Source organism: Nocardioides campestrisoli (assembly GCF_013624435.2).
Lineage (GTDB): Bacteria > Actinomycetota > Actinomycetes > Propionibacteriales > Nocardioidaceae > Nocardioides > Nocardioides campestrisoli.
In genome coordinates this window covers 3,145,969-3,170,614 of record NZ_CP061768.1, presented here as the reverse complement: position 1 = coordinate 3,170,614, position 24,646 = coordinate 3,145,969, and the positions used below count along the sequence as shown (strand labels likewise).

The 24,646-nt window shown below is 71.6% G+C and carries 20 protein-coding genes; 13 read left to right on the top strand and 7 right to left on the bottom strand.

Annotated elements, in window-relative coordinates; all coding sequences use genetic code 11:
• Positions 1–51 precede the first annotated feature (51 nt).
• The 9 genes from H8838_RS14825 to H8838_RS14785 all read left to right on the top strand — a co-directional run bounded on the left by H8838_RS14825 (position 52) and on the right by H8838_RS14785 (position 11,781).
• Positions 52–1,782, top strand: coding sequence for a glycerol-3-phosphate dehydrogenase/oxidase (locus tag H8838_RS14825; protein ID WP_181312139.1), 1,731 nt, complete (start codon positions 52–54; stop codon positions 1,780–1,782).
• Between the two features lie 33 nt (positions 1,783–1,815).
• The gene (locus H8838_RS14820; protein ID WP_185996535.1) at positions 1,816–3,432 is read left to right on the top strand and encodes a succinic semialdehyde dehydrogenase; all 1,617 of its coding nucleotides are present in this window, start codon (positions 1,816–1,818) and stop codon (positions 3,430–3,432) included.
• A complete protein-coding gene (locus tag H8838_RS14815; RefSeq protein ID WP_185996536.1) occupies positions 3,429–5,156 on the top strand; it encodes a GMC oxidoreductase in 1,728 nt (575 codons plus the stop codon). Before H8838_RS14820 ends, H8838_RS14815 begins: the two co-directional genes overlap by 4 nt.
• Before the next feature lie 184 nt (positions 5,157–5,340).
• Positions 5,341–6,918, top strand: coding sequence for a glutamine-hydrolyzing GMP synthase (guaA, locus tag H8838_RS14810; protein WP_185996537.1), 1,578 nt, complete (start codon positions 5,341–5,343; stop codon positions 6,916–6,918).
• Entirely contained in the window at positions 6,915–7,427 is a 513-nt protein-coding gene (locus H8838_RS14805) for a hypothetical protein (RefSeq protein WP_185996538.1), read from the top strand. Before guaA ends, H8838_RS14805 begins: the two co-directional genes overlap by 4 nt.
• 83 nt (positions 7,428–7,510) lie before the next feature.
• Positions 7,511–8,533, top strand: coding sequence for a substrate-binding domain-containing protein (locus H8838_RS14800; RefSeq protein WP_185996539.1), 1,023 nt, complete (start codon positions 7,511–7,513; stop codon positions 8,531–8,533).
• Positions 8,534–8,621: 88 nt separating this feature from the next.
• On the top strand, positions 8,622–9,719 hold the full coding sequence (locus H8838_RS14795; RefSeq protein ID WP_185996540.1) for a sugar ABC transporter substrate-binding protein: 1,098 nt from the start codon (positions 8,622–8,624) through the stop codon (positions 9,717–9,719).
• On the top strand, positions 9,716–10,522 hold the full coding sequence (locus tag H8838_RS14790) for an ATP-binding cassette domain-containing protein (RefSeq protein ID WP_185996541.1): 807 nt from the start codon (positions 9,716–9,718) through the stop codon (positions 10,520–10,522). Before H8838_RS14795 ends, H8838_RS14790 begins: the two co-directional genes overlap by 4 nt.
• Positions 10,519–11,781 carry a sugar ABC transporter permease gene (locus tag H8838_RS14785; protein ID WP_185996542.1) on the top strand — a complete coding sequence of 421 codons (1,263 nt, stop codon included), beginning with the start codon at positions 10,519–10,521 and terminating at the stop codon, positions 11,779–11,781. Before H8838_RS14790 ends, H8838_RS14785 begins: the two co-directional genes overlap by 4 nt.
• On the opposite strand, the gene H8838_RS14780 is transcribed toward H8838_RS14785, so the two are convergent.
• The 5 genes from H8838_RS14780 to H8838_RS14760 all read right to left on the bottom strand — a co-directional run bounded on the left by H8838_RS14780 (position 11,746) and on the right by H8838_RS14760 (position 19,183).
• Positions 11,746–13,848 carry an MMPL family transporter gene (locus H8838_RS14780; RefSeq protein ID WP_185996543.1) on the bottom strand — a complete coding sequence of 701 codons (2,103 nt, stop codon included), beginning with the start codon at positions 13,846–13,848 and terminating at the stop codon, positions 11,746–11,748. The two genes, H8838_RS14785 and H8838_RS14780, sit on opposite strands and share 36 nt — an antisense overlap.
• Before the next feature lie 135 nt (positions 13,849–13,983).
• Positions 13,984–14,937 (bottom strand): SDR family oxidoreductase, encoded by a 954-nt coding sequence (locus H8838_RS14775; protein WP_185996544.1) that lies wholly within the window; start codon positions 14,935–14,937, stop codon positions 13,984–13,986.
• Positions 14,934–15,881 carry a bile acid:sodium symporter family protein gene (locus tag H8838_RS14770; RefSeq protein ID WP_185996545.1) on the bottom strand — a complete coding sequence of 316 codons (948 nt, stop codon included), beginning with the start codon at positions 15,879–15,881 and terminating at the stop codon, positions 14,934–14,936. The genes H8838_RS14775 and H8838_RS14770 overlap by 4 nt, the downstream gene beginning before the upstream one ends.
• Positions 15,878–17,215: a flavin-containing monooxygenase gene (locus H8838_RS14765; RefSeq protein WP_224766156.1), complete on the bottom strand. Its 1,338-nt coding sequence runs from the start codon at positions 17,213–17,215 to the stop codon at positions 15,878–15,880. The genes H8838_RS14770 and H8838_RS14765 overlap by 4 nt, the downstream gene beginning before the upstream one ends.
• A gap of 123 nt (positions 17,216–17,338) precedes the next feature.
• Positions 17,339–19,183 (bottom strand): AMP-dependent synthetase/ligase, encoded by a 1,845-nt coding sequence (locus H8838_RS14760; RefSeq protein ID WP_185996546.1) that lies wholly within the window; start codon positions 19,181–19,183, stop codon positions 17,339–17,341.
• A gap of 151 nt (positions 19,184–19,334) precedes the next feature.
• Between H8838_RS14760 and H8838_RS14755 the strand changes: the two genes are divergently transcribed.
• Positions 19,335–19,637 carry a hypothetical protein gene (locus tag H8838_RS14755; protein ID WP_185996564.1) on the top strand — a complete coding sequence of 101 codons (303 nt, stop codon included), beginning with the start codon at positions 19,335–19,337 and terminating at the stop codon, positions 19,635–19,637.
• A 106-nt stretch (positions 19,638–19,743) separates the two neighbouring features.
• Entirely contained in the window at positions 19,744–20,880 is a 1,137-nt protein-coding gene (locus H8838_RS14750; RefSeq protein WP_185996547.1) for a D-alanyl-D-alanine carboxypeptidase family protein, read from the top strand.
• Positions 20,881–20,913: 33 nt separating this feature from the next.
• Here H8838_RS14750 and H8838_RS14745 read toward each other — a convergent pair whose 3' ends face one another.
• Entirely contained in the window at positions 20,914–22,056 is a 1,143-nt protein-coding gene (locus H8838_RS14745) for an acyl-CoA dehydrogenase family protein (RefSeq protein WP_181312152.1), read from the bottom strand.
• Positions 22,053–23,093 (bottom strand): LLM class F420-dependent oxidoreductase, encoded by a 1,041-nt coding sequence (locus H8838_RS14740; protein ID WP_181312153.1) that lies wholly within the window; start codon positions 23,091–23,093, stop codon positions 22,053–22,055. Before H8838_RS14740 ends, H8838_RS14745 begins: the two co-directional genes overlap by 4 nt.
• A 134-nt stretch (positions 23,094–23,227) precedes the next feature.
• Between H8838_RS14740 and H8838_RS14735 the strand changes: the two genes are divergently transcribed.
• A complete protein-coding gene (locus H8838_RS14735; RefSeq protein ID WP_185996548.1) occupies positions 23,228–23,626 on the top strand; it encodes a MerR family transcriptional regulator in 399 nt (132 codons plus the stop codon).
• Between the two features lie 8 nt (positions 23,627–23,634).
• Positions 23,635–24,642 carry an aldo/keto reductase gene (locus H8838_RS14730; RefSeq protein ID WP_185996549.1) on the top strand — a complete coding sequence of 336 codons (1,008 nt, stop codon included), beginning with the start codon at positions 23,635–23,637 and terminating at the stop codon, positions 24,640–24,642.
• Positions 24,643–24,646: the final 4 nt, after the last annotated feature.

The window sequence follows — 24,646 nt, the reverse complement described above, 5'->3', positions numbered from 1 at the left end:
TGTGACCCGGGGCCCGTCAGGCGGGCACCACCCGTCCGGCAGAATCGAGACATGACCACTCCCATCGCACTGAACCCGGCCTCCCGCGCCGCCGCGCTCGAGGCGATGCAGTCCGCCGAGCTGGACGTGCTGGTCGTGGGGGGCGGCATCGTCGGCGTCGGCGCGGCGCTCGACGCGGTCACCCGTGGCCTGAGCACCGCGCTGATCGAGCAGCGCGACCTCGCCAGCGGCACCAGCAGCCGCAGCAGCAAGCTGGTGCACGGCGGGCTGAGGTACCTGGAGATGTTCGACTTCGCCCTGGTCAAGGAGGCGCTGGAGGAGCGTGGCCTGCTGCTCACCCGGCTCGCCCCGCACCTGGTCCGCCCCGTGCCCTTCCTCTACCCCCTCGAGCACGCCTGGGAGCGCCCGTACGTCGGCGCCGGCGTCGCGCTGTACGACTCGATGGCGATGGCCGGCAAGTACGACATGGGCGTGCCCAAGCACAAGCACGTGTTCCGCAAGCAGCTGGCCCGGATGGCCCCGGACCTGCGCACCGACGACCTGCACGGCGCGATCCGCTACTACGACTGCCAGGTCGACGACGCCCGGCTGGTGATGACCGTGGCCCGCACGGCGGCCAACAACGGGGCGCACGTGGCGACCCGGACCAAGGTCACCGGCTTCCTGCGCGAGGGGGACCGGGTGGTCGGGGTGACCGCCCGGGACCTGGAGAACGGCGTCGACCTGGAGGTGCGGGCGAAGGTCGTGATCAACGCGGCCGGCGTCTGGACCGACCAGATCCAGGAGATGATGGGCGGCGAGGGAGCGCTGGAGGTGGACGCCTCCAAGGGGATCCACCTGGTGGTGCCCCGTGACCGGATCCGGTCCGAGTGCGGCTTCATCACCAAGACCGAGAAGTCGGTGCTCTTCGTCATCCCGTGGGGTCCGCACTGGATCATCGGCACCACCGACACCCCCTGGGACCTGGACCTGGCCCACCCCGCGGCCAGCCGCACCGACATCACCTACCTGCTCGACCACATCAACCGGCTGCTCAAGGTGCCGCTCGACCTCGAGGACGTGGTCGGGGTGTACGCCGGGCTGCGCCCGCTGCTCAAGCCGATGCGCAAGGTCGGTGCCGAGGCCGAGACGACCAAGCTCTCCCGGGAGCACACGACGATCAGCCCGGTCCCCGGCCTGGTGCTGATCGCCGGCGGCAAGCTCACCACCTACCGGGTGATGGGCCAGGACGCGGTCGACGTCGCCTTCGACGGCGTCGACGGGGTGCTGCCCAGCATCACCGACCGGGTCCCGCTGGTCGGCGCCTACGGGTTCGAGACGCGCACCAACCAGCGGGTCGCCCTGGCCCGTGCCTCCGGGCTGGAGGTCGGCCGGATCGACCACCTGCTGGGCCGCTACGGCGGCCTGGTCGACGAGGTGCTGGCCCTGGTCGAGGCCCGGCCGGAGCTCGCGGCGCCCCTGGCGGGTGCGCCGGACTACCTGGCGGCCGAGGTGGTCTACGCGGTCACCCACGAGGGTGCCCGGCACCTGGACGACGTGCTCACCAGGCGTACCCGGATCTCCATCGAGACCTTCGACCGGGGCACGGTGGCGGCCGGCGAGGTCGCCTCGCTGATGGCCGGCGAGCTCGGCTGGGACGAGCCGACCACCGCCACGGAGGTCGACCACTACCTGCGCCGGGTCGAGGCCGAGCGGCAGAGCCAGGCCATGGCCACGGACCTGGAGGCCGACGAGGCGCGGGTCCAGGCGCCGGAGATCGTGGCCGCGGCTACTGAGAGGTAGCCGCCGGAGACCTGGGTCACATACTCTCGGTACATGACTGCTGCCAGCTCTCCCCGCGGACCCCTCACCGACGGACCTCGGGACCCCGAGCACGACCCGAGCGCCAGCTACGCCCTCGAGCCCGACTACGTGGCCGCGCTGACCGCCCGGGTGGCGGCCAGCGGCGCGCAGACCCACGAGGTGCGCTCGCCGCTGGACGACGCGCCGTTGGCGCACGTGCCGCAGAGCTCGCCGGCGGACGTCGAGCGGGCGATCGTCCGGGCCCGCCAGGTGCAGCAGGCCTGGTCGCGCACCTCGGTCGCGGACCGGGCGCGCCGGCTGCTGCGCTTCCACGACCTGGTGCTGGACCGTCAGGACGAGATCGCCGAGCTGGTCTGCCTGGAGTCGGGCAAGGCCCGCAAGGACGCCTTCCTGGAGATCGCGCACGTGGCGATGACCGCGCGCTACTACGCCCGCACCAGCGAGGCGCACCTGGCCACCCGCCGGGTGCCGGGGATGTTCCCGGTGCTGACCCGCACGGAGGTCAACCGACTGCCCAAGGGCGTGGTCGGCGTGATCTCCCCGTGGAACTACCCGTTCACCCTGGCGATGAGCGACGGCCTGGCCGCGCTGATGGCCGGCAACGCGGTGGTCGCCAAGCCCGACTCGCAGACCACCCTCACCGCCCTGCTGGGCGCCGAGCTGCTGGCCGACGCCGGGTTCCCCGCCGACCTGTGGCAGGTCGTCGCCGGCCAGGGCTCGGAGGTCGGCACCCCGCTGATCGGCGGCGTCGACTACCTCTGCTTCACCGGTTCGACGGCCACCGGCAAGGTGATCGCCCAGCAGTGCGCGGAGCGGCTGATCGGCTGCTCGCTGGAGCTCGGCGGCAAGAACCCGATGCTGGTGCTCCGGGACGCGCCGATCGAGCGGGCCGCCGAGGGCGCGGTGCGCGGGGCGTTCTCCAACTCCGGCCAGCTGTGCATCTCCATGGAGCGGCTCTACGTCGCCGACCAGGTCTACGACCGGTTCGTCGAGCGGTTCGTGGCCCGCACCCAGGCGATGGCCCTGGGGGCCAGCACCGACTGGGAGGTGGACATGGGCACGCTGATCAGCGCCCGCCAGCTCGAGACGGTCACCGCCCACGTCGAGGACGCGGTGGCCAAGGGTGCCCGGGTGCTCACCGGCGGCCGGGCCCGGCCCGACCTGGGGCCGTACTACTACGAGCCCACGGTGCTGGAGGGCGTCACCCCGGAGATGACCTGCTTCGGGACCGAGACCTTCGGTCCGGTCGTCTCGCTCTACCGGTTCCACGACGAGGCGGACGCGGTGGCCCGCGCCAACCAGGGCGACTACGGGCTCAACGCCTCGATCTACACCGGCGACGGCCGACGCGGCCGGGAGATCGCCCGGCAGGTGCGCTGCGGCACGGTCAACGTCAACGAGCCGTACGGCGCCGCGTTCGGCACCCTCGCCGCGCCCATGGGCGGGATGCGGGAGTCCGGCCTCGGACGCCGCCAGGGGGCGGAGGGGATCCTGCGCTACACCGAGACCCAGTCGGTGGGCACCCAGCGGGGCCTGCCGATCGGCCCGCCCGCCGGGATGTCGGAGGAGACCTACGCCAAGGTGATGACCGTCAGCCTCCGGCTGCTCAACAAGCTGGGGCGCGCGTGACCCACTACGACGTCCTGGTCATCGGGTCGGGGTTCGGCGGGTCGGTCTCCGCGCTCAGGCTGGCGGAGAAGGGCTACCGGGTCGGTGTCCTGGAGGCGGGCGCCCGGTTCGCCGACGACGACTACCCCGACACCTCGTTCGACCTCAAGCGCTACCTGTTCATGCCCGCGGCGGGGATGTACGGCATCCAGCGCATCGACGTGCTCAAGGACTGCCTGATCCTGGCCGGCGCCGGGGTCGGCGGCGGGTCGCTAGTCTACGCCAACACGCTGTACGAACCGCTGGACGCCTTCTACCGCGACCCGTCGTGGTCGCACATCACCGACTGGAAGGCCGAGCTGGCGCCGTACTTCGACCAGGCGAAGCGGATGCTCGGGGTGGTGCAGAACCCGCTGCGCACGCCTTCGGACGACGTGATGGAGCAGGTCGCCGAGCAGATGGGGGTCGGCGACACCTTCCACCCCACGCCCGTCGGCGTCTTCTTCGGCGGGCCCGGCCAGGCCCCGGGGGAGGAGTCCGCGGACCCCTACTTCGGCGGAGCCGGACCCGCCCGCCGCGCCTGCACGGGGTGCGGGGAGTGCATGACCGGGTGTCGGCACAACGCCAAGAACACCCTGGTGAAGAACTACCTGCACCTGGCCGAGCAGCTCGGGACGGTGGTGCACCCGCTGACCACCGTCACCCGGGTCCGGCCCCGTCCGGGCGGGGGGTACACGGTCCAGGCCCGCTGGACCAAGGCCAAGCTGTCGCGCCGGCGCGCGGTCAAGGAGTTCACCTGCGACCAGGTCGTCTTCTCCGCCGCCGCCCTGGGCACGCAGAAGCTGCTGCACCAGCTCAAGGGCGACGGCGACCTGCCCGGGATCTCCGACCGCCTCGGCGTGCTGGCCCGGACCAACTCCGAGGCGATCCTGGGCGCGCTCGCCCCGGACCTGTCGACCGACTACAGCCGCGGCGTGGCCATCACCTCCTCCTTCCACCCCGACGAGGACACCCACATCGAGCCGGTCCGCTACGGCCGGGGCAGCAACGTGATGGCGATGCTGCAGACCGTCCTGGCAGACCCGGTCCCCGGCGAGCACCGGCTGCGCACGTGGCTGCGCGAGCTGTGGAAGGAGCGCGCCAACGCCCTGGACCTCTACGACCTCAAGCACTGGTCGGAGCGCTCGGTGATCGCGCTGGTGATGCAGACGCTGGACAACTCGATCACCACCATCCGGGTGCGGACCCCGTGGGGGTGGCGGATGTCGAGCACCCAGGGACACGGCGAGCCGAACCCGACGTACATCCCGCAGGCCTACGAGGCGGCCCGGCGGATGGCGCAGGTGATCAAGGGCACGCCGGGAGGCAACATCGGGGAGCCGTTCGAGCGTCCGCTGACCGCCCACTTCATCGGCGGCTGCACGATCGGGGACTCGCCCGAGACCGGCGTCATCGACCCGTACCAGCGGCTCTACGGGCATCCCGGGATCCACGTCGTGGACGGCTCCGCGATCTCGGCCAACCTCGGCGTCAACCCGTCGCTGACCATCACCGCGCAGGCCGAGCGGGCGATGGCGCTGTGGCCCAACAAGGGTGAGGCGGACCTGCGGCCCGCGCTGGGCGAGGCCTACCGGCCGGTACCTCCGGTGCCGCCCCGGCGGCCGGCCGTGCCGGAATCGGCGCCCGGCGCCCTGCGGCTGCCGATCGTCGCGGTGACGAGCGGGCAGGCGATCGGCGGGGAATAGGCGCGGGCTGTGGCGGAACCTTGTGCGGTACGGCATCGTTGTACAACAAGCAGGCCCGGCGCTCCCTCCCATTGTTGCCGGGCCTCCGCCCAGGCGGCTTGCCGTATGGGCGCTCAGGGCCCGGCCACCCCCTCCCCGGTCGGGCCCTGAGGCATGTGCAGGGGGCTCTCGATAGAGTGCGGTCATGACTGCGTCAGCCGAGCACGACCTGGTCCTGGTGGTCGACTTCGGAGCCCAGTACGCCCAGCTCATCGCCCGTCGGGTGCGTGAGGCGCGGGTCTACTCCGAGATCGTCCCGCACACCACTCCGGTCGCCGAGATGCTGGCCCGCAAGCCAGCGGCGATCATCCTGTCGGGCGGACCCTCCAGCGTGTACGCCGAGGGCGCCCCGTCCCTGGACCCGGCGCTCTTCGGAGCCGGTGTCCCGACGTTCGGGATGTGCTACGGCTTCCAGCTCATGGCCCAGGGGCTGGGCGGGGATGTCGCGCACTCCGGCGCCCGCGAGTACGGGCGTACGCCGGTCCGGGTCACCGAGCCGGGCACCCTGCTGGCGGAGCTCCCGAGCGAGCACAACGTCTGGATGTCGCACGGCGACTCGGTCCGCGCCGCCCCCGAGGGCTTCACCGTGCTGGCCTCGACCGACGTCACCCCGGTGGCCGCGTTCGAGGACACCGCGCGCGGTCTGGCCGGGGTCCAGTGGCACCCCGAGGTGCTGCACTCCGAGCACGGCCAGCGGGTGCTGGAGCACTTCCTCCACGACATCGCCGGCTGCCGGCCCACCTGGACGATGGTCAACATCGTCGAGGAGCAGATCGAGCGGATCCGCGAGCAGGTGGGCGAGACCGGGCGGGCCATCTGCGGGCTCTCCGGGGGCGTCGACTCCGCCGTCGCGGCTGCGCTGGTCCAGCGCGCGATCGGCGACCGCCTCGACTGCGTCTTCGTCGACCACGGGCTGCTCCGCAAGGGGGAGGCCGAGCAGGTCGAGCGCGACTTCGTCGCCGCCACCGGGGTCAACCTCCACGTGGTCGACGCCGAGGAGCGCTTCATGTCCGCCCTCGCCGGGGTCACCGACCCGGAGGAGAAGCGCAAGATCATCGGACGCGAGTTCATCCGGGTCTTCGAGGCCGCCGAGGCCGACGTGCTCGGTGACGCGGCTGCTGACGGCGCCAAGGTCGCCTTCCTCGTCCAGGGCACGCTCTACCCGGACGTGGTCGAGTCCGGAGGCGGCGCCGGCACCTCCAACATCAAGTCCCACCACAACGTGGGCGGGCTCCCCGACGACCTCGAGTTCGAGCTGATCGAGCCGCTGCGCACCCTGTTCAAGGACGAGGTCCGCCTCGTCGGCGAGCAGCTGGGCCTGCCGTCGGAGATCGTCTGGCGCCAGCCGTTCCCCGGTCCGGGGCTGGGGATCCGGATCATCGGCGAGGTCACCCGCGAGCGGCTGGAGATCCTCCGCGAGGCCGACGCGATCGCCCGGGAGGAGCTCACCCTCGCCGGGCTGGACCGGGACATCTGGCAGATGCCGGTGGTCCTGCTCGCCGACGTCCGTTCCGTCGGTGTCCAGGGCGACGGCCGGACCTACGGCCACCCGGTCGTGCTGCGCCCCGTCACCTCCGAGGACGCGATGACCGCCGACTGGGCACGCCTGCCCTATGAGGTGATGGAGCGGATCTCGACCCGGATCACCAACGAGGTGGCCGAGATCAACCGCGTCACGATCGACGTCACCTCCAAGCCGCCGGGCACCATCGAGTGGGAGTGAGAGGCCGGGTCGCCGCCCTGGTGCTGGCCGGTCTGGGCCTCGTCACGGCCTGCAGCGACAGCGACGCGGACAGTCCCGACGGGGCGGGCGGGTTCCGGGAGGCCTCGTGCGAGCTCGAGGGCTCCGCCTCCGGCCAGGCCGCGCTGGTGGAGGAGGACGACGCCTTCACGGTGACCTGGGACGGCTTCGGCGTGCCCTCGTCGGACCGGTTCGACTACTCCGTGCAGCTGGCCGACGAGCAGGGGACGCGCGCCCAGCTGCTTCTCGTCTACCAGGACGGCGAGCTGGCCGAGCACCTGGTCAACGTGGTGGGTGCGGACTTCAGGCAGCACGACCAGGAGACCGCGCCCCAGGTGGAGGGGGACCGGGTGACCGCCGTCTTCGCCCGGGACGACGACGCGCTCACCGACCTCGAGGTGACCCAGTGGCACGCCGCCGCCTACAGCAGGGACCTCAGCGTCGGGGGCGCGTGCGGGCCCGAGGACGAGCCCTTCCTGCCGTTCCCCTGAGCGGTGGCCGGGTCCGGGCCTCGGCGCGGCTGCGCTAGCGTCCCCAGCGACCGGTACCGCCCCGTCCAGAAGGAGTCGTCGTCGTGGCCACCCCCAGGAGCTGGATCGCGCTCGCGCTCTGCCTCGCCCTCTCGGCGGGGTTGTCGGCCTGTGTGAAGCCCGACCGCGCGGTGGTGGCCTTCCTGCTCGCCTCCACCCAGGCGGACCGCTGGGAGAGCGTCGACGAGCCGGTCTTCCGCGCGCAGGTGGAGCAGACGTGCCGCGGGTGCGACTACCTGACCTACAACGCCGACCAGGACCCGGAGCGCCAGGAGGCACAGCTCGAGGAGGCGCTCGACGCGGGCGCCGACGTGGTCGTGCTCAACGCGGTCGACTCGGAGTGGGGGGAGCGGATGGTGCTCTCCGCCGGCGAGGTGCCGGTGATCGCCTACGACCGGTACGTCGCCGGGGCCGACTGGTTCGTCTCGGTCGACCCCGCGCAGATCGGCCGGCAGATGGGGGAGGCCGTGGTGGAGGCGGTCGGTCGCCGTGCCCGCGTGGTGCTGGTCAACGGCGCCCGGGGAGACGCCAACGCGGCGGCGATCCGCGACTCGCTGGCCGACGTCTTCGACCGGGCCGGCGTCCGGGTGGCGGCCGAGCACTCCCCGCAGACCTGGAGCGCCGAGGAGGCGCGTGCCTTCGTCGAGGACGAGGCGCGGCTGCTGCGCCGGGTCGACGCGGTGGTGGCAGCGAACGACACCCAGGCCGCCGGGGTCGCGGATCTGCTGGAGGAGCTGGACCTCGGGCGGCGCAGGCCGTACCTGACCGGCCAGGACGCGCAGCTCGACGCCGTGCACCGGCTGGTCGCGGGGGAGCAGCAGATGACCGTCTACAAGCCCCTGCCCGCCCTGGCCCGGCAGGCGGCGGACGTGGCCGTCGCGCTGCTCTCCGGCGCCGAGGTCGAGGGCGGCGTGGACTACGAGGGGGTGCCCTCGTTCCTCCTGGAGCCGGTGTCGGTGACCGGCGAGACGGTCGCCCGGACCGTGGTGCGCGACCGGGTCTTCACCCTGGACCAGATCTGCACCGCCGAGCTGGCGAGCGCCTGCGAGGAGCTCGCGCTGCGCTGAGCAGCCGCCCTTGACCGCGAGTGTGAGGCTGATCACACTCAGGGAAGGTATCTCGGTCACTCGGTCCGGGAGCCTCCCAGGAGGGACCATGCCCAGCAGCCTGCCCGCTCGTCTTCCCGCCCGCTTTCCCACCCGCCTGGCCACCCTGGGGGCCGCGCTCCTGTGCGGCTCCCTGGCGCTGACCGCGTGCGGCGCCAACGACGACGCGGGAGGCGACGACGGCGAGGACAGCAAGGTCATCGCCCTGCTCCTGCCCGAGTCGAAGACCACCCGGTACGAGGCCTTCGACCGGCCGCTCTTCGAGGACAAGGTCGACGAGCTCTGCGACGACTGCAAGCTCCTCTACTACAACGCCGACCAGGACGAGAACAAGCAGAGCGAGCAGGTGGACACCGCCCTGTCCGAGGGGGCCGCCGTCCTGGTGCTGGACCCGGTCAACGGCGAGGGGGCCGGCGGCATGGTCCAGTCCGCGGAGGACCTCGGTACCGAGGTGGTCGCCTACGACCGCTTCATCGCCGACGCCGACTACTACATCTCCTTCGACAACGAGACCGTCGGCCGGATGCAGGGCGAGGCGCTGGTCGAGGCGATGGGCGGCAAGGGCAGCATCCTGATGCTCAACGGCGCTCCCTCCGACCCGAACGCCGCCCAGTTCAAGGCCGGGGCGCACAGCGCGATCGACGACTCGGGGGTGAAGATCCTCGAGGAGTACGACAACCCCGACTGGAGCCCGGAGAACGCGCAGACGTTCGTCACCGACATGCTCAACCAGTACGACGTCGACGAGATCCAGGGGGTCTACGCCGCCAACGACGGCCAGGCCGGGGGCGTGGTGGCCGCGCTGACCGGGGCCGGGGTGGCCGCCGACGAGCTGCCGCCCGTCACCGGCCAGGACGCCGAGCTCGCCGGTATCCAGCGGATCGTCGCCGGCGAGCAGGAGATGACGATCTACAAGCCGATCGCGATCGAGGCCGAGAAGGCGGCCGAGCTGGCGGTCGACCTCGTCAACGGCGACGACGTCGGGGAGACCACCGACTTCGAGGGCGTCCCGTCGTTCATCTTCGACCCGATCGTGGTGACCGCCGACAACGTCGGCGACACCGTCGTGGCCGACGAGTTCTACTCGGTGGAGGACATCTGCACCGACCAGTACGCGGAGGCCTGCGCGGAAGCGGGTCTGCAGTGACCTCGCCAGCTGCCCCGGTCCGGGAGAGCGTGCTCTCCCTGGCCGGGGTGAGCAAGCGGTTCGGCGCCGTGCAGGCGCTCACCGAGGTCCGGCTCGAGGTGGGAGCCGGCGAGGTGGTGGCCCTGGTCGGGGACAACGGCGCCGGGAAGTCGACGCTGGTCAAGGTGATCTCCGGCGTCCACAGCCCCGATGCGGGCGAGGTCACCTTCGACGGCGCCCGGTTCGCCGTCGCCGGACCCGCCGAGGCCCAGGCGATGGGCATCGCCACGGTCTTCCAGGACCTGGCCCTGTGCGACAACCTCGACGTGGTGGCCAACCTGTTCCTCGGTCAGGAGCTCCACCGGGGTCCGGTGCTGGACGAGGTGGCGATGGAGAAGGAGGCGTGGCGGCTGCTGCGCTCGCTGTCGGCGAAGATCCCCTCGGTCCGCATCCCGGTGGCCTCGCTCTCGGGAGGGCAGCGGCAGACGGTCGCGATCGCCCGCAGCCTGGTCGGTGCCCCCAAGGTGGTGATGCTCGACGAGCCGACCGCCGCGCTGGGCGTCGCCCAGACCGCCGAGGTGCTCAACCTGATCGAGCGGCTGCGCCAGTCCGGCCTCGGGGTGATCCTGGTCAGCCACAACATGGCCGACGTGCAGGCCGTCGCAGACCGGATCGTGGTGCTGCGCCTGGGGCGCAACGCCGCGGAGTTCCTGGTCGAGGAGGCCACCACCGAGGACGTGGTGGCCGCGATCACCGGCGCCTCCGACAACGTCGTCGCCCAGCGGGCCGAGCGGGCGCGTGTCCAGCACGGGGAGCGGTCGTGAGCACCACCGACGAGACGCGCTCCGAGGCCGCCGACCTGGCCGTCGACCTCAGCGACGAGCGGCTGATCCGGACCGTCGGGCTGGGTGGCTACCTGCGGCTCTCCTGGGCCCGCCTGCGCTCGGGCGAGCTCGGCAGCCTGCCCGTGGTGGTCGGGCTGCTGATCATCTCGGTGGGCTTCTACCTGGAGAACCCGCGCTTCCTGTCCTCCCAGAACATCGTCTCCATCACCCAGTTCGCCGCCCCCGTCGGGATCATCTCCCTGGGCATCGTGCTGGTCCTGCTGCTCGGCGAGATCGACCTGTCGGTGGGCTCGGTGAGCGGCTTCGCCGCGGCCACCATGGCGGTGCTGCTGGTCGACCGCGACGCGGGCACCGTGCTCTCGCTCCTGGCCGGCATCGGGGTGGGCGTCGCGGTCGGGCTCTTCTACTCCGTGCTCTACACCAAGGTCGGCGTGCCGTCGTTCGTCTTCTCCCTCGCCGGGCTGCTGGGCTTCCAGGGCGCCCTGCTCTACGTGCTGGGCACCCAGGGGACGATCAACCTGCCCAGCGACAGCTTCCTGGTGCAGTTCACCCGCTTCGAGTTCCTCGCCCCGGCCGCCTCCTACGTGCTGGTGGTCGCGGTGGCGGGCCTCTACCTGCTGGGCCAGGTGGTCGGCAACCGGCAGCGGGCCCGCGCCGGGCTGGGCACGGCCTGGATGCCGGTGGTGCTGGCCAAGGCCGCCGTCCTGCTGGTCGGGCTGGGCGCGCTGACCTGGTACGTCAACATCGACCGCGGCTGGACCTACCTGTGGCTCTTCTTCGTCGCCCTGGTGGTCGCCACCGACCTGGCGCTGCGCCGTACCCGGTGGGGGAGGCACGTCTTCGCCGTCGGCGGCAACGAGGAGGCCGCCCGGCGGTCGGGGATCAAGGTGACCCGGGTCTACGTCTCGGTCTTCGTGCTGGCCTCGACCCTGGCCGCCCTGGGCGGTCTGCTGGCCGCCGGGCTCCAGACCTCGGTCTCCCAGGCCTCCGGCACCACCGACACCAACCTGATGGCCATCGCGGCGGCGGTGATCGGCGGCACCTCGCTCTTCGGCGGCCGGGGCTCGGCGTACTCGGCGTTGCTCGGGATCCTGGTGCTCCAGGCGATCCAGCGCGGGCTCAACCTGGTCGGGGTCGACTCGTCGGTGCGCTTCATGGTCACCGGGGCGGTGCTGCTGCTCGCCGTGGCGATCGACTCCCTGTCACGGCGGGCCCGCTCCTCCAGCGGTCGGGGCTAGGTCGGGCTCGGGCGGCGGCCCGGGACGGTCCAGCCGGCTGGGCCACCAGATCCGGCCGCCCAGGTCCAGGTTGATCGCGGTGACCAGCACCGAGCGCACCACCATCGTGTCCAGGATGACGCCCAGGGCGACGGCGACCCCCAGCTCGGCCAGGAAGACCACCGGGATGGTGCCCAGCACCAGGAAGGTCGCGGCCAGGACCAGCCCGGCCGAGGTGATCACCCCGCCGGTCGTGGTCAGCGCGTAGAGCGATCCCTCCCGGGTGCCGGAGTGCTTGGTCTCCTCCCGCACCCGGGTCATCAGGAAGATGTTGTAGTCGATCCCCAAGGCGACCAGGAAGACGAAGGCGAACAGCGGGAACGACGGGTCGGAGCCCTCGAACCCGAAGACGTACTCGAAGAGCACGGCGGAGATGCCCATCGCCGCGCCGAAGGAGAGCACGACGGTGGCGACCAGGATCAGCGGGGCGAGGACCGCCCTCAGCAGCACCATCAGGATCAGCAGCACCATCACCAGGATCACCGGGATGATCACCCAGTTGTCGCGGGTGGAGGCCTCGCGGATGTCGAGGAAGGCCGCGGACCCGCCGCCGACCAGGGCGTCGGCCTCCGGCACCGCGTGGGTGGCGTCCCGGACCTGTTCCACCACCGCGAAGGACTGCGGCGAGGAGACGTCGTGCGCGATCACCGCCTGGACGTACGCGGTCTCGCCGTGGACCGTCGGGCGGTCCGGCGGGCCGAGCCCGTCGATGTCGGACATCGCGGTGCGCACCTCGCCGGCCTGGGCCGAGCTCGACACCACCTGCACGGTGTTCGATTCGTCCAGCAGACCGTGGGCCGCGAGCAGCTGCTGGCCGGTGACCGACTCGATCTCCTGGGTGTAGGTGTCCTCGGTGGAGAGGCCGCTGGCATCCAGCCGGAAGAGGCCGAGGCACGCCACCCCCAGCAGCACGGTGGTGCTCACCCAGACCACCCGCGGTCGCCGCGCGATCCGGTGCCCGACGCGGGCCCACAGACCGGTGCGGGTCGGCTCCGGCGACCCGTACGAGGGGACCCGGGGCCAGAAGACCCAGCGGCCGCTGATCACCAGCAGCGCCGGGAGCAGGGTCACCTGGACCAGGAACGTGACCACGATGCCGACGGCGGCGACCGGGCCCAGGCCCGCAGTGGAGTTCATCTCGGCGAAGACCAGGCAGAGCATGCCCAGGGTCACCGTGAGGGCGCTGGCCAGGATGGCGGGTGCTGCCCGCCGCAGGGCGAACGCCATCGCCTCGTGCCGGTCCTCGTGCCGGCGCAGCTCCTCGCGGTAGCGAGCCACCAGCAGCAGGGCGTAGTCGGTCCCCGCGCCGATCACCAGGATGGTGAGGATGGCGTAGCTCTGCCCGTTGACCGTCAGGTCGGCGAACCGGACCAGGAGGTAGACCAGTGCCTGGGAGCCGAAGAGCGCCACTCCGGCGCAGAGGATCGGGAGCAGCCACAGCACCGGGCTGCGGTAGGTGAGCAGCAGGATGACGATCACCACGCCGAGGGTGGAGAAGAGCAGCGTGGTGTCGATGCCGCCGAACGCCTCCGCGGAGTCGGCTGCCTGCCCGCCGGGCCCGGCGATGTAGACGTCCCCGCCGTCGAGCACCGCGATCTCGTGCAGGTCGTCGGCGATCCCGGGCATCAGCTCCCAGCCCTCCGAGCCGTAGTCGAAGGTGACGATCGTCTGCATCACCTCGCCGTCCTTGGACGGGATCGGCCCGACCACCTCGCCCTCGACGTGGTCGAGGGCGGCGAACTCCTTGGCGTCCGCCTGCGCGGCGGCCATGTCCGTGCGGGCCAGGCCGGAGTCCTTGACGTAGACGACCACCGTCGGGATCGCGTCGGGGTCGCGGAACTCCTCGGTCTCGGCCAGCGCCCGGGTGGACTCGGCGCTCTCCGGCAGCCACGAGCTGGTCTCGTTGTTCTGCACGTCGACGAGCCGGGAGGCGAGGACGGAGCTGCCCACCGTGACCAGGATCCACAGGCCGAGCACGACCCACTTGGAGACCGGACCGGTGAGCCGGCTGGTGAGCATCTGAGGCATCCCCCCAGTGCAGCATCGGGGCACCGTCGGTGGCACCAGGGTTTTTCCCTAGGTTCCCGCTGGCCCTCCGGCTGTCGAGCAGCCGGTGCTGCGCACGCCCGGAATCCGGAGACGGTCGGCCCGTCGGTGCGCCGGCTAGAGGCCCTTCGCCACCCGCCACGCCTCGAACGCCTCGGCGCTGGTCCGCCGGGGCCGGTAACCCAGGACCTCCTTGAGCCGGGTGTTGTCCAGGACCGGGCGGTGGGCCAGGAAGACGGTCTGCTCCGGGCCGTACGCCGTGAGCCCGAGTCTGCTGCCGACGGCCAGCACGCCGCGCAGCACCGGCTCCGGGATCGCCAGGGTGCGCTTGCCCAGCGCGGCCGCGATCTCGTCGATGGTCAGGGCACCGTCCCCGGCGACGTTGAAGACCCCGGTCACCTCGCCGGTCGCGGCCTGCTCGATCGCGCCCACCACGTCGGTGTCCCAGACGAAGACGAACGGGGAGGCGCTGCCCCGGATCTTGAGCAGCCGCTTCTTCTCGAACAGGGCGGTGATCTGGTTGTCGACCCGCTCGCCGAGGATCGTGCCGATCCGCAGCACCACCTGCTCCAGCCCGGGGTGGCTGGCCCGCAGCTCGGCGAGCATCTCCTCGACCTGGCGCTTGTGGTCGCTGTAGGCGAACTCAGGGTTGCCGCGCACGGGGTCGTCCTCGGTCAGCCAGCCGCCGTGGGCTGCCCCGTTGTCGGGGTGGTAGCCGTAGGCGGCGCCGGAGGAGGAGACCACCACCCGGCGTACGCCGGCGGCCAGGCAGGCGTCCAGCACGTGCCGGGTCCCGCCGACGTCGACGGCGTGCTCCAGCGCGCGTGAGCTGTCCTTGCCGGGGGTGACGATGGAGGCCAGGTGTACCACCACCTCCACGTCGTGCCCGGCGAACGCCGCCTTCACGGCGTCCGGGTCGGTCACGTCCACGACCAGGTGCTCGACGCCGGGGACCGGGTCGGCGGGCGTGCGGAGGTCGGCGCTGAGGACGCGGTGACCAGCCCCGGCCAGGCCGCGCACCACCGAGGTGCCGAGGAAGCCGCTGCCGCCGGTGACCAGGATCGTGCTCATGCTGCGGCCTCCTGGCTGCGTCGGGTCGTTGTCCGGGACCGCCACCACTGGGCGACGGCGAGTCCGGCGATGATGTCCCAGATGCCCCACCAGGCGGCCACCAGGGCCATGCCGCCCAGCCCGTCGAAGTAGGTGAAGACGAGCAGCAGGCCCAGCCCGGCGTTGCGGATGCCGACCTCGAAGGTCATCGCGCGGGTGCTGGAGTCGGGCAGGCGGGTGGCCTTGGCGATGCCGTAGCCGAGCAGCAGCGCGAGCGCGTCGTGCAGGAAGACCGCGATCACCACCACGCCGATGTAGTCGAGGAAGATCGACCAGTTGTTGGCGACACCGACCACGATCACCGCGCCCAGGCCGAGGAAGGCGACCGGGCCCACGACCTTGCCGGCCCGCGCGGCGACGACCGGCCACAGCCGGGCGATCGTGATGCCGGCGACGAAGGGCAGCCCGATCACCAGCGCGATCTCGGACAGCATGTCCCACGCGGAGAGCTCGATGTCCTCCAGCACCGCCTTGCCGGTGGGGTGCAGCGCGCCCCAGAACGCCACGTTGAGCGGCATCGCGAAGATCGCGAGCACGTTGCCCACCGCGGTCATCGAGACCGAGAGTGCCACGTCGCCGCGGGCCCGGTGGGTGAGGATGTTGGAGACGTTGCCGGGCGGGCAGCAGGCCACCAGGATCATCCCGAGCGCCACGGAGCCCCGGACGTCGAGCAGCAGGGTGAGGCCGAAGGTGAGGGCCGGCAGCAGCAGGAACTGCGCCACCACGCCGATCGCGATCGTGCCCGGGCGACGGGCGGCCACCGCGAAGTCCTCGAGCCGGGTGTCCAGCGCGATGCCGAACAGGATCGCCCCGATGACGATCTTCAGGGTGGTGAGCGAGCCCTCCTCGAACGCGATCTTGATGCTGTCGACGTCGGCGACGAGCGGGAGCAGGTCGGGGATCATCGGGCGGCCTCCTTCTGCTGGAGGCTCTCCAGGGCCTCGCGGACGGCCGCCCGGTAGGCGTCCTTGTTGACGTAGTAGCTCATCCGCTCCAGCCCCAGGTAGCGGTAGCCGCCGGTGAGGTCCGGGGCGGGGCCGTGCACCTGCTCGCGCTCGAAGCGCGCGGCCAGCGCGGGGTCCTCCTGCCGCGCCGCGAGGTAGGAGGCGACCAGGTCGGCCTGCTCGTAGCGGCCCTGCCAGCCCAGTCCGGAGGCCTCGACCATGCCGAGCACGAAGAGCCCGGGGGCGTTGCGGGCGAAGATGTTCAGGTGCAGGTCGGGTGCGGTGCCGCTGCCCGGTCCGGCCCAGTCCAGGAGCGCCGGCTCCAGGAACGGGTAGTGCAGGTGGTACCCGGTGGCCAGCACGACCAGGTCGTACGTCGCCCGCTCGCCGTCCACGAACCGCACGCCGTCGCCGTCGAAGCACTCGACGTCACGACGCACCGTGATGTCGCCGTGGCCGAGGTGGTGCAGGACGAGCGAGTTCACCACCGGGTGGGACTCGTAGATCTTGTAGTCCGGCGCGGGCAGGCCGAACCGCACCGGGTCGCCGGTGAACGCCTTCAGCACCCGGGTGTCGATCGCCTGCTTGATCCGCGGGGGGAGGGGCCTGCCCTGGTTCAGCGTGTCGGAGGGGCGGCCGAAGAGGTACTTGGGCACGAAGTAGTAGCCGCGTCGCACACTGAGGTCGACCGAGGAGGCGTGGTGCACGGCGTCCACGGCGATGTCGCAGCCGGAGTTGCCCGCGCCGATCACCAGCACCCGCTTGCCGGCGAAGACCTGGGCCCGCTTGTAGGCGCTGGTGTGCAGCACCTCGCCGTCGAAGCGACCGCGGAAGGTGGGCACGGCCGGCTCGCTGAGGGTGCCGTTGGCCACCAGGACGCCGGCGTGCCGGTCGGTCCGGGTGCCCTCCGCACCGGTGCTGGTGACCAGCCACTGGTCGCCGTCGGGCTCGACGCGGGTCACCCTGGTCCGGAACCGGAAGCCCTCGCGCACGCCGAAGTGGTCGGCGAACGCGTTGAAGTAGGCCAGCAGCTCGCGGTGGCTGGGGTAGTCGGCCACCGACTCGGCCATCGGGAACTCGGTGAACTCGGTGGTGGTCTTGGAGGAGATCAGGTGAGCCGACTCGTAGACGGTGCTGTGCTCGGCGTCGATGTCCCACAGGCCGCCGACTCCGGAGGCCTGCTCGTAGCCGGTCCAGGACAGGCCGCGGCGCTGGAGGTTGCGGGCGGCGGCCAGTCCGCTGGGACCGGCTCCGATCACGGCGTAGGTCGGGGCCTGCGCCTGGTTCTGCTGCACGTGCTGACTCTCCTTCTCGTTCTGCGTTCTTCTTGGTCGTTCGGCGGGTGCGTCCGGACGCGGAACACCGGACCGAAGTAAATCACTCGACTTACTTCGGTCCGGTGTCCGGGTGTGCGCTGGCTAGCGGTAGAGCTTCTCCACCAGCTCGGCGTACTTGCTGTTGATGACCCGGCGCTTGAGCTTCAGCGTCGGGGTGAGCTCCTCGGACTCGGCGGTCCACTCGGTGCCGAGCAGCTCGAACGCCTTGACCTGCTCGGGCCGGGAGAGGCGCTCGTTGGCCTTGTCCACCGCCGCCTGGGCCATCGCCCGGATCTCCGGACGGGCGGCGAGGTCGGCCAGGTCGGTGAACTCCAGCCCCAGCTTCTCCGCCACCACGGGCGCCACCTCGCCGTCCAGGGTCAGCACGGCGACCACGTACGGACGCGCGTCGCCGATCGCCATCGCGTGCCCGATGATCGGGGACTCCTTGAGGTAGTTCTCGATGTTGGACGGTGCGATGTTCTTGCCCTGGGAGGTGATGATCAGCTCCTTCTTGCGGTCCACGATGGAGACGAAGCCGTCCTCGTCGATCGTGCCGATGTCACCGGTGTGCAGCCACCCGTCCTCGTCGATCAGGGCCCGGGTCGCCTCCTCCTGGTGGTGGTAGCCCGGGGTGTTGACCGGGCCGCGCACCAGGACCTCGCCGTCCTCGCCCAGGGTGACCTCCATGCCGGGAGTCGCACGTCCCACGGTGCCCATCCGGAAGCCGCCGGGGCCGTTGGCGGTGACCGCGCCGCAGGTCTCGGTCATCCCGTAGACGTCGTAGACCTTGAGGCCGAGCCCGGCCATGAAGCGGGTGGTCTCCACCGGCATCGGCGCCGAGGCCGAGCCGGCCCAGCGCACCTGGTCCAGTCCGAGCAGCAGCTTGAGGAACCCGAGGATCGCCTCGTCGGCCTTGCGGTAGGCCTCCTCGATCTCCGGGGTCATGGTGCCCCCGACCTCCTGGGCCTCGACCCAGGCGAGCGCCGCGGCCATCGAGTTCTGCACGAGCGTGACGTTGTCGGGGTTCGGGTCGGCGGCGAGCTTGGCCGCGATGCCGGTCTGGATCTTCTCCCACACCCGGGGGACCCCGAAGAACGCGGTGGGGTGCACCTCGCCGAGGGTGGCCAGCAGCAGGGAGGGATCGGCGATGCAGTACTGGTGGCTGCCCTGCATCTGGGGGCCGTAGACGCCCAGGACGCGCTCGGCGATGTGGGCGAGCGGGAGGTAGCTCACCTGGGTCTGGCGCTGGTCGAGCAGTCCGGCGGCCTCCAGCGTGCTGGCGGCCTCGAACTGGACGTTGTGGTGGGTCAGCACCACGCCCTTGGGGTTGCCGGTGGTCCCGGAGGTGTAGAGGATCGTCGCCGGGCTGTCCGGCGTGAGGACCTGGTGCCGCTCCTCCAGCTCACCCGGATTCTCGGCGCGACGGGCGCGCCCCGCCTCGACCAGCTGGTCCCACGACCGGTAGCGCCGGCCCTCGGGCACCTCGGCGTCGATCAGCACGACCTCGATCTCGCCGTCGGCGTCGAGTGCCGACTTCCACCGCTGCAGGTGGTCCTCGGTCTCCAGGACCGCCACCTTGGCGCCCGAGTGTGCCGCGACGAACGAGACCTGCTCGGGGGAGAGGGTGTTGTAGATCGACATCGGCACGGCGGCCGCGTGCACGGCGCCCATGTCGGCCACCACGTGCTCGATCCGGTTGGTCGCCATGATCGCCACCGGGTCGCCGGGCTGGACGCCCATCGAGGCCAGCCCCTCGGCCACGTCCAGGGCGAGCTCACGGGTCTCGTGCCAGGTCAGCGTCCGCCAGCCCTCGCTGACCCGGTTGCGGTCGGAGTACGCCGCCTCGTCGCCGTGCTCGCGCACGGTGTCGGCCAGCGAGTCGATCAGGGTGCGGCCCTCCACCTTCTCCTGGAGGCGGGCGCGCTCGGCTAGGACGTCTGTCATCGTGGAACTCCCTCGGGGTGGTGTGTGACGTGAGTCTCACCTACCTCGGGTATGGCCGCAACCAGTTCTGTGCGCTCCGCCCAGAAGGGTCTCGAAAGGGCAGCCGGTGCGCCCAGGTTTGCCCGGCCCGGTGAGCAGGTACGGGGCCGCCATGAGCGATCCGAGCCAGTCCGACCCGAACCAGTCCGACCCGAGCCAGTCCGACCCGAACCAGTCCGACCCGAGCCAGTCCGACCCGAGCCAGGCCAGCACCGGGAGCGAGCGCGCCCGGGAGGACGCGGCCGACCACCGGCACGTGGAGCAGCGGGCCGACCTCCTGCCCGAGGAGCAGGCCGCCGGGAGCGAGGACCCCGAGGCCCAGGCGCGGGTGATCCTGGAGGAGTCCGCCGAGCGCACCGACGACCCGTCGGGCACCCGGGCCGAGTCGACGCAGACGCTCGGGGAGGACGGCTGAGCCCTTCCTGAGAGGTGGGTAAAAGACCTCCGAGAACGCCGGAACGGCCGGTTACCAGTCAGTACGCTGGGCTGCGTCCCTGTACGCGACCCTGGATCTGACGCTCATGTCCGAACCTACTCAGACCCGCTCGTCCGGCACCCTGATCACCGCCCTCCTGGTCCTGGCCGCCATGGTGATCACGCTCGTCCCACCCGCGGTGATGGTGGCCGCCCACGACGACAACTCCACCGAGGGGGCCGTGACCACGGTCCGCAAGGGCCGGCTCAAGCGAGGTCCGGCCAAGGCGAAGGCCAAGGCCAAGGCCAAGGTGAAGCCGGCGGCCCGGGTGCTCCGCCCCGCCGCGGTGCGACAGGCCAAGCCGGCACCGGCCCGCGCGGTGCAGCACGGCGTGGTGCCGCCGGCCAAGCAGGCGGTGGCCGCCCGCGGCGTGGTGCTCTCCCCGCGCCGCCAGGTCCCGCTCCCGCCGAAGATCAACGCGACCGCCTGGGCGGTGGCGGACCTGAAGACCGGGGAGCTGCTGGCCTCGCACTGGGCCTACTCGCCGCGGCACCCGGCCTCGACGATCAAGCTGCTGACCGCGCTGACGGCGGTCGACCACACGGCCGACCGGGTGCAGGCCGACGAGTACGCCGCGGGCCAGACCTGCTCGTGCGCCGGCGTCCGGCCCGGACGCACCTACCGCCGACGTGAGCTGCTGGCCGGTGCCCTGCTGCACTCCGGGAACGACGCCGCCGAGGCGCTGGCCGCCGGCCACCCGCAGGGGCGCCAGGCCTTCTACGCGGCGATGCAGCGCAAGGCCGAGTCCCTGGGCACTCGGGCCACCCGCGTCGCCAACGCGTCCGGGCTCACCCACGAGCAGGGCTGGTCCACGGCGCGGGACCTGATGGTGATCCTGCGCGCTGCGGTGAAGGACCCGCGCCTCGCCCAGGTGATGGCCCAGCCCTCGGCCCAGTTCGGACCGGTGCACGGACGCAAGTACCGGATCGAACGCGGCACCGACTACGTCAACAACACCCCGGGCAGCCTGGGGAAGTCGGGCTACACCACGCCCGCGCAGAACACGCTGGTGGTCTCCACCCGGCGAGCAGGCACCAACATCGGCGTGGTCACCCTGGGTTCCCCCGGCGGGTACTCCACCTCGGGTGCGGCGGCGCTGACCGACTGGGCCGCCCGGCACCGCCACCAGCTCAAGGCGGTGGAGAAGCTGCCCGACCCCGCGCCGGCCGCCCAGGCCGACTGACCCGGGCAGACCGACTAGGGCGGCCCGCCCGGGTCAGATGCCCAGGCTGCGGCCGATGATCTCCTTCTGGATCTCGGTCGTCCCGCCGTAGATCGTGGAGATGCGGCTGTCGATGAACGCCCGCGCGATCGGGAACTCCATCATGTAGCCGTAGCCGCCGTGCAGCTGGACGCCCTGGTTGACCAGCTTGTTCTGCAGCTCGGTGGCCCACCACTTGATCATCGCGGCGTCGACGGCCGTGAGCTCCTTGGCCAGGTGCTTGCGCATGCAGTCGTCCAGGAACGCCCGGGCGACGCGGGCCTCGGTGGCCATCTCGGCCAGCAGGAACCGGGTGTGCTGGAACTTCCCGATCGGGCGGCCGAACGCCTCCCGCTCGCGGGCGTACTGCAGGCAGAGCTCGACCACGTGCTCGGTCGCGGCGACCGCCTGGGCGCCGATGATCAGCCGCTCCTGCGGGAGGTTCATCATCAGGTAGATGAAGCCCTGGCCGGCCTCGCCGAGGAGGTTCTCCTTGGGCACCCGGACGTCGGTGAACGACAGCTCGGCCGTGTCCTGGGCGTGCATGCCGATCTTGTCCAGGTTGCGGCCCCGCTCGAAGCCCTCCATGCCCCGCTCGACCACCAGCAGGCTGATGCCCTGGTGGCCGGCCTCGGGGTCGGTGCGGGCGACCACGATCACCAGGTCGGCGTTGATCCCGTTGGAGATGAAGGTCTTGGAGCCGTTGAGCACGTAGTGGTCGCCGGCGTCGACGGCGCTGGTCCGGATCCCCTGGAGGTCCGAGCCGGCGCCGGGCTCGGTCATCGCGATCGCGGTGATCGTCTCCCCGGAGACGCAGCCGGGCAGCCAGCGCTGCTTCTGCTCCTCGGTGCCCAGGCTGATCAGGTAGGGCACGATGATGTCGGTGTGCACCGAGAACCCGGGGCCGCTCGCGCCGACCCGGGTCGCCTCCTCGGAGACGATCACGTTGAACCGGAAGTCGTCGATGCCCGGGCCGCCGTACTCCTCGGGCACGTCGAAGCAGAGCAGGCCCGCGTCCCCGGCCTTGGTCCACAGCTCGCGGGGCACGATCCCGGCGGCGTCCCACTCCGCGTGGTGCGGGACCACCTCCTTCTCCAGGAAGGAGCGGACGGTCTGGCGGAAGTCCTCGTGCTCGGCCTCGAAGACGGTGCTGGTCACGAGACCATCTCCTTGACCTGGGCGATGGTGGCCGCGGGGTCCTCGCTGACCGGGGTGATGTTGAGGTTGGTCACCCCCGCCTCCTTGAACGCGGCGATCCGCTCCTTCACGTACGACGCGGGGCCCACCAGGTTGGCCGCCTCCAGCCAGTCCATGGGGATCAGCGCCTCGGCCTCCTTCTTCTTGCCCGAGAGGTAGAGGTCCTGGATCTCCTCGGCCTCCTTCTCGTAGCCGTACGCCTTGGCGACGTCGTTGTAGAAGTTCTTGCCCTTCGCGCCCATGCCGCCGACGTAGAGGGCGAAGATCGGCCGGGCGAAGTCGAGCAACGCCTTGGTCTCCGGGCCCTCGCCGATCGACACCATGCCGCCGGCGAGCACCTCCAGCGGGGCCAGCCCGTCGAGGCGCTTCTTGTTGCCGGCCGCCAGGGCGTCGCCCCAGACCAGGTGCGCCTTCTCCGGGTGGAACAGGTGCGGGATCCAGCCGTCGGCGATCTCGGCGGTCTGCTCGACCGACTTGGCGCCGAGCGCGGCGATGTAGATCGGGATGGTGTCGCGCTCGGGGCGGGTGAGCAGCTTGAGCGCCTTGCCGAGCCCGGTCACCGCGCCGTGCTCCTTGTCCAGCGGCAGGTGGTAGAGGCCGTCGGCGGTCAGCGGCTCGCGCTTGAGCCCGCGCCGGACGATGTCGATCACCTCGGCGGTCCGGGCCAGCGGCTTGCTGTACGGCACGCCGTGGAAGCCCTCGATCACCTGGGGGCCGGACGCGCCCAGGCCGAGGATCGCCCGGCCGCCGGAGACGTTGTCCAGGCCGGCGGCGGTCTGCAGCAGCGCGCCCGGGGTGCGCGAGTAGATGTTCAGGATGGCCGAGCCGATGGAGATCGTCTCGGTCTTGGCGGCCAGGTAGCCCATCAGCGTGGGGGAGTCGAAGCCGTACGCCTCGGCCACCCAGACCACGTCGAGGCCCGCCTTCTCCCAGCCGGACACCGTGTCAGCGGTGGCGCGCGGGTTGCCGTCGTACATGAGCTGGGTGGAGAGCTTCATCTGGTTCCTTCTCGTGTCGTGCGTCACTGTGACACCAACACTGTCACAGTTGTCCGGGGCGGTGAAGGGGCTCTCCGGCTTTTCACCCGCCTCGGCCTTGCCCTGGAGTGCCCTCCAGGGCGGAGACTGGTCGGATGACCACCGGGTTCACCATCGCCGAGGCCGCGGACCGGGCGGGGTTGAGCATCGACACCCTGCGCTACTACGAGCGCGACGGGCTGCTGCTCCGGCCGGTCGGCCGCTCCGCGACCGGCCACCGCCGCTACCTCGACGACGACCTGCGGTGGATCGAGATGGTGACCAGGCTGCGTGCTACCGGGATGCCCATCCGCGACGTCCGTCGCTACGCGGCGCTGGTGCGGGCCGGCAGCGGCAACGAGGCCGCCCGGCTCGAGCTGCTGCGCGGGCACCGGCAGGCCGTGCTAGCCCGGCTCGCCGAGGTGACCGAGCACCTGGGCGCGATCGACCGCAAGATCGGGGCCTACGAGAACGCGGTCGAGGGTGTTGACCTGGAGCGCGCTCCACGGCCTTGAGTGGAGGCATGACCACTCCCACACGCACCCTCGGCACCACCTCTTCCCTGACCGTCTCCGCCCTCGGGCTCGGCTGCATGGGCATGTCCGAGTTCTACGGAGCCCCCGACGAGCAGGGCGGGATCGACACCATCCACCGCGCCCTCGACCTCGGCGTCACCTTCCTGGACACGGCCGACATGTACGGCCCGTTCGTCAACGAGCAGCTGGTCGGCAAGGCGATCGCCGGCCGCCGCGACGACGTCCAGCTGGCCACCAAGTTCGGCAACGAGCGTGCTGCCGACGGCACCATGCTCGGCGTGAACGGTCGCCCCGACTACGTACGCAGCGCCTGCGACGCCTCCCTGCAGCGCCTCGGCGTCGACCACGTCGACCTCTACTACCAGCACCGCGTCGACCAGTCGGTGCCGATCGAGGAGACCGTGGGGGCGATGGCCGAGCTCGTCGCCGCCGGGAAGGTGCGGCACCTGGGGCTCTCCGAGGCCTCCGCCTCGACCATCCGGCGCGCGCACGCCGTGCACCCGATCACCGCCCTGCAGACCGAGTACTCGCTGTTCACCCGCGACCTGGAGGACACCGTCCTGCCCACCCTGGTCGAGCTCGGCATCGGGCTGGTGCCCTACTCGCCGCTGGGTCGCGGCATCCTCACCGGGAGGATCACCGACGACTCCTCGCTGACCGAGGACGACTCGCGGCGCAGCGGCTACTTCCCCCGCCTGCACGGGGAGGCGCTGAAGGCCAACGTCCGGCTCGTCGACCGGGTCCGCGAGATCGCGGACGGGCTCGGCTGCACGCCCGGACAGCTCGCCCTGGCCTGGGTGCTGGCCCAGCAGCAGCGCACCGGCATCGGCGTGGTGCCGATCCCGGGCACCAAGCGGGTCGCCTACCTGGAGGAGAACGTCGGCGCGCTCGACGTCACCCTCTCCCAGGCCGACCTCGCGGCCCTGGACGAGGCCGTGCCGCGGGACGCGGTCGTGGGGGAGCGGTACGGCGACATGACCTCCATCGACGCCTGAGCGA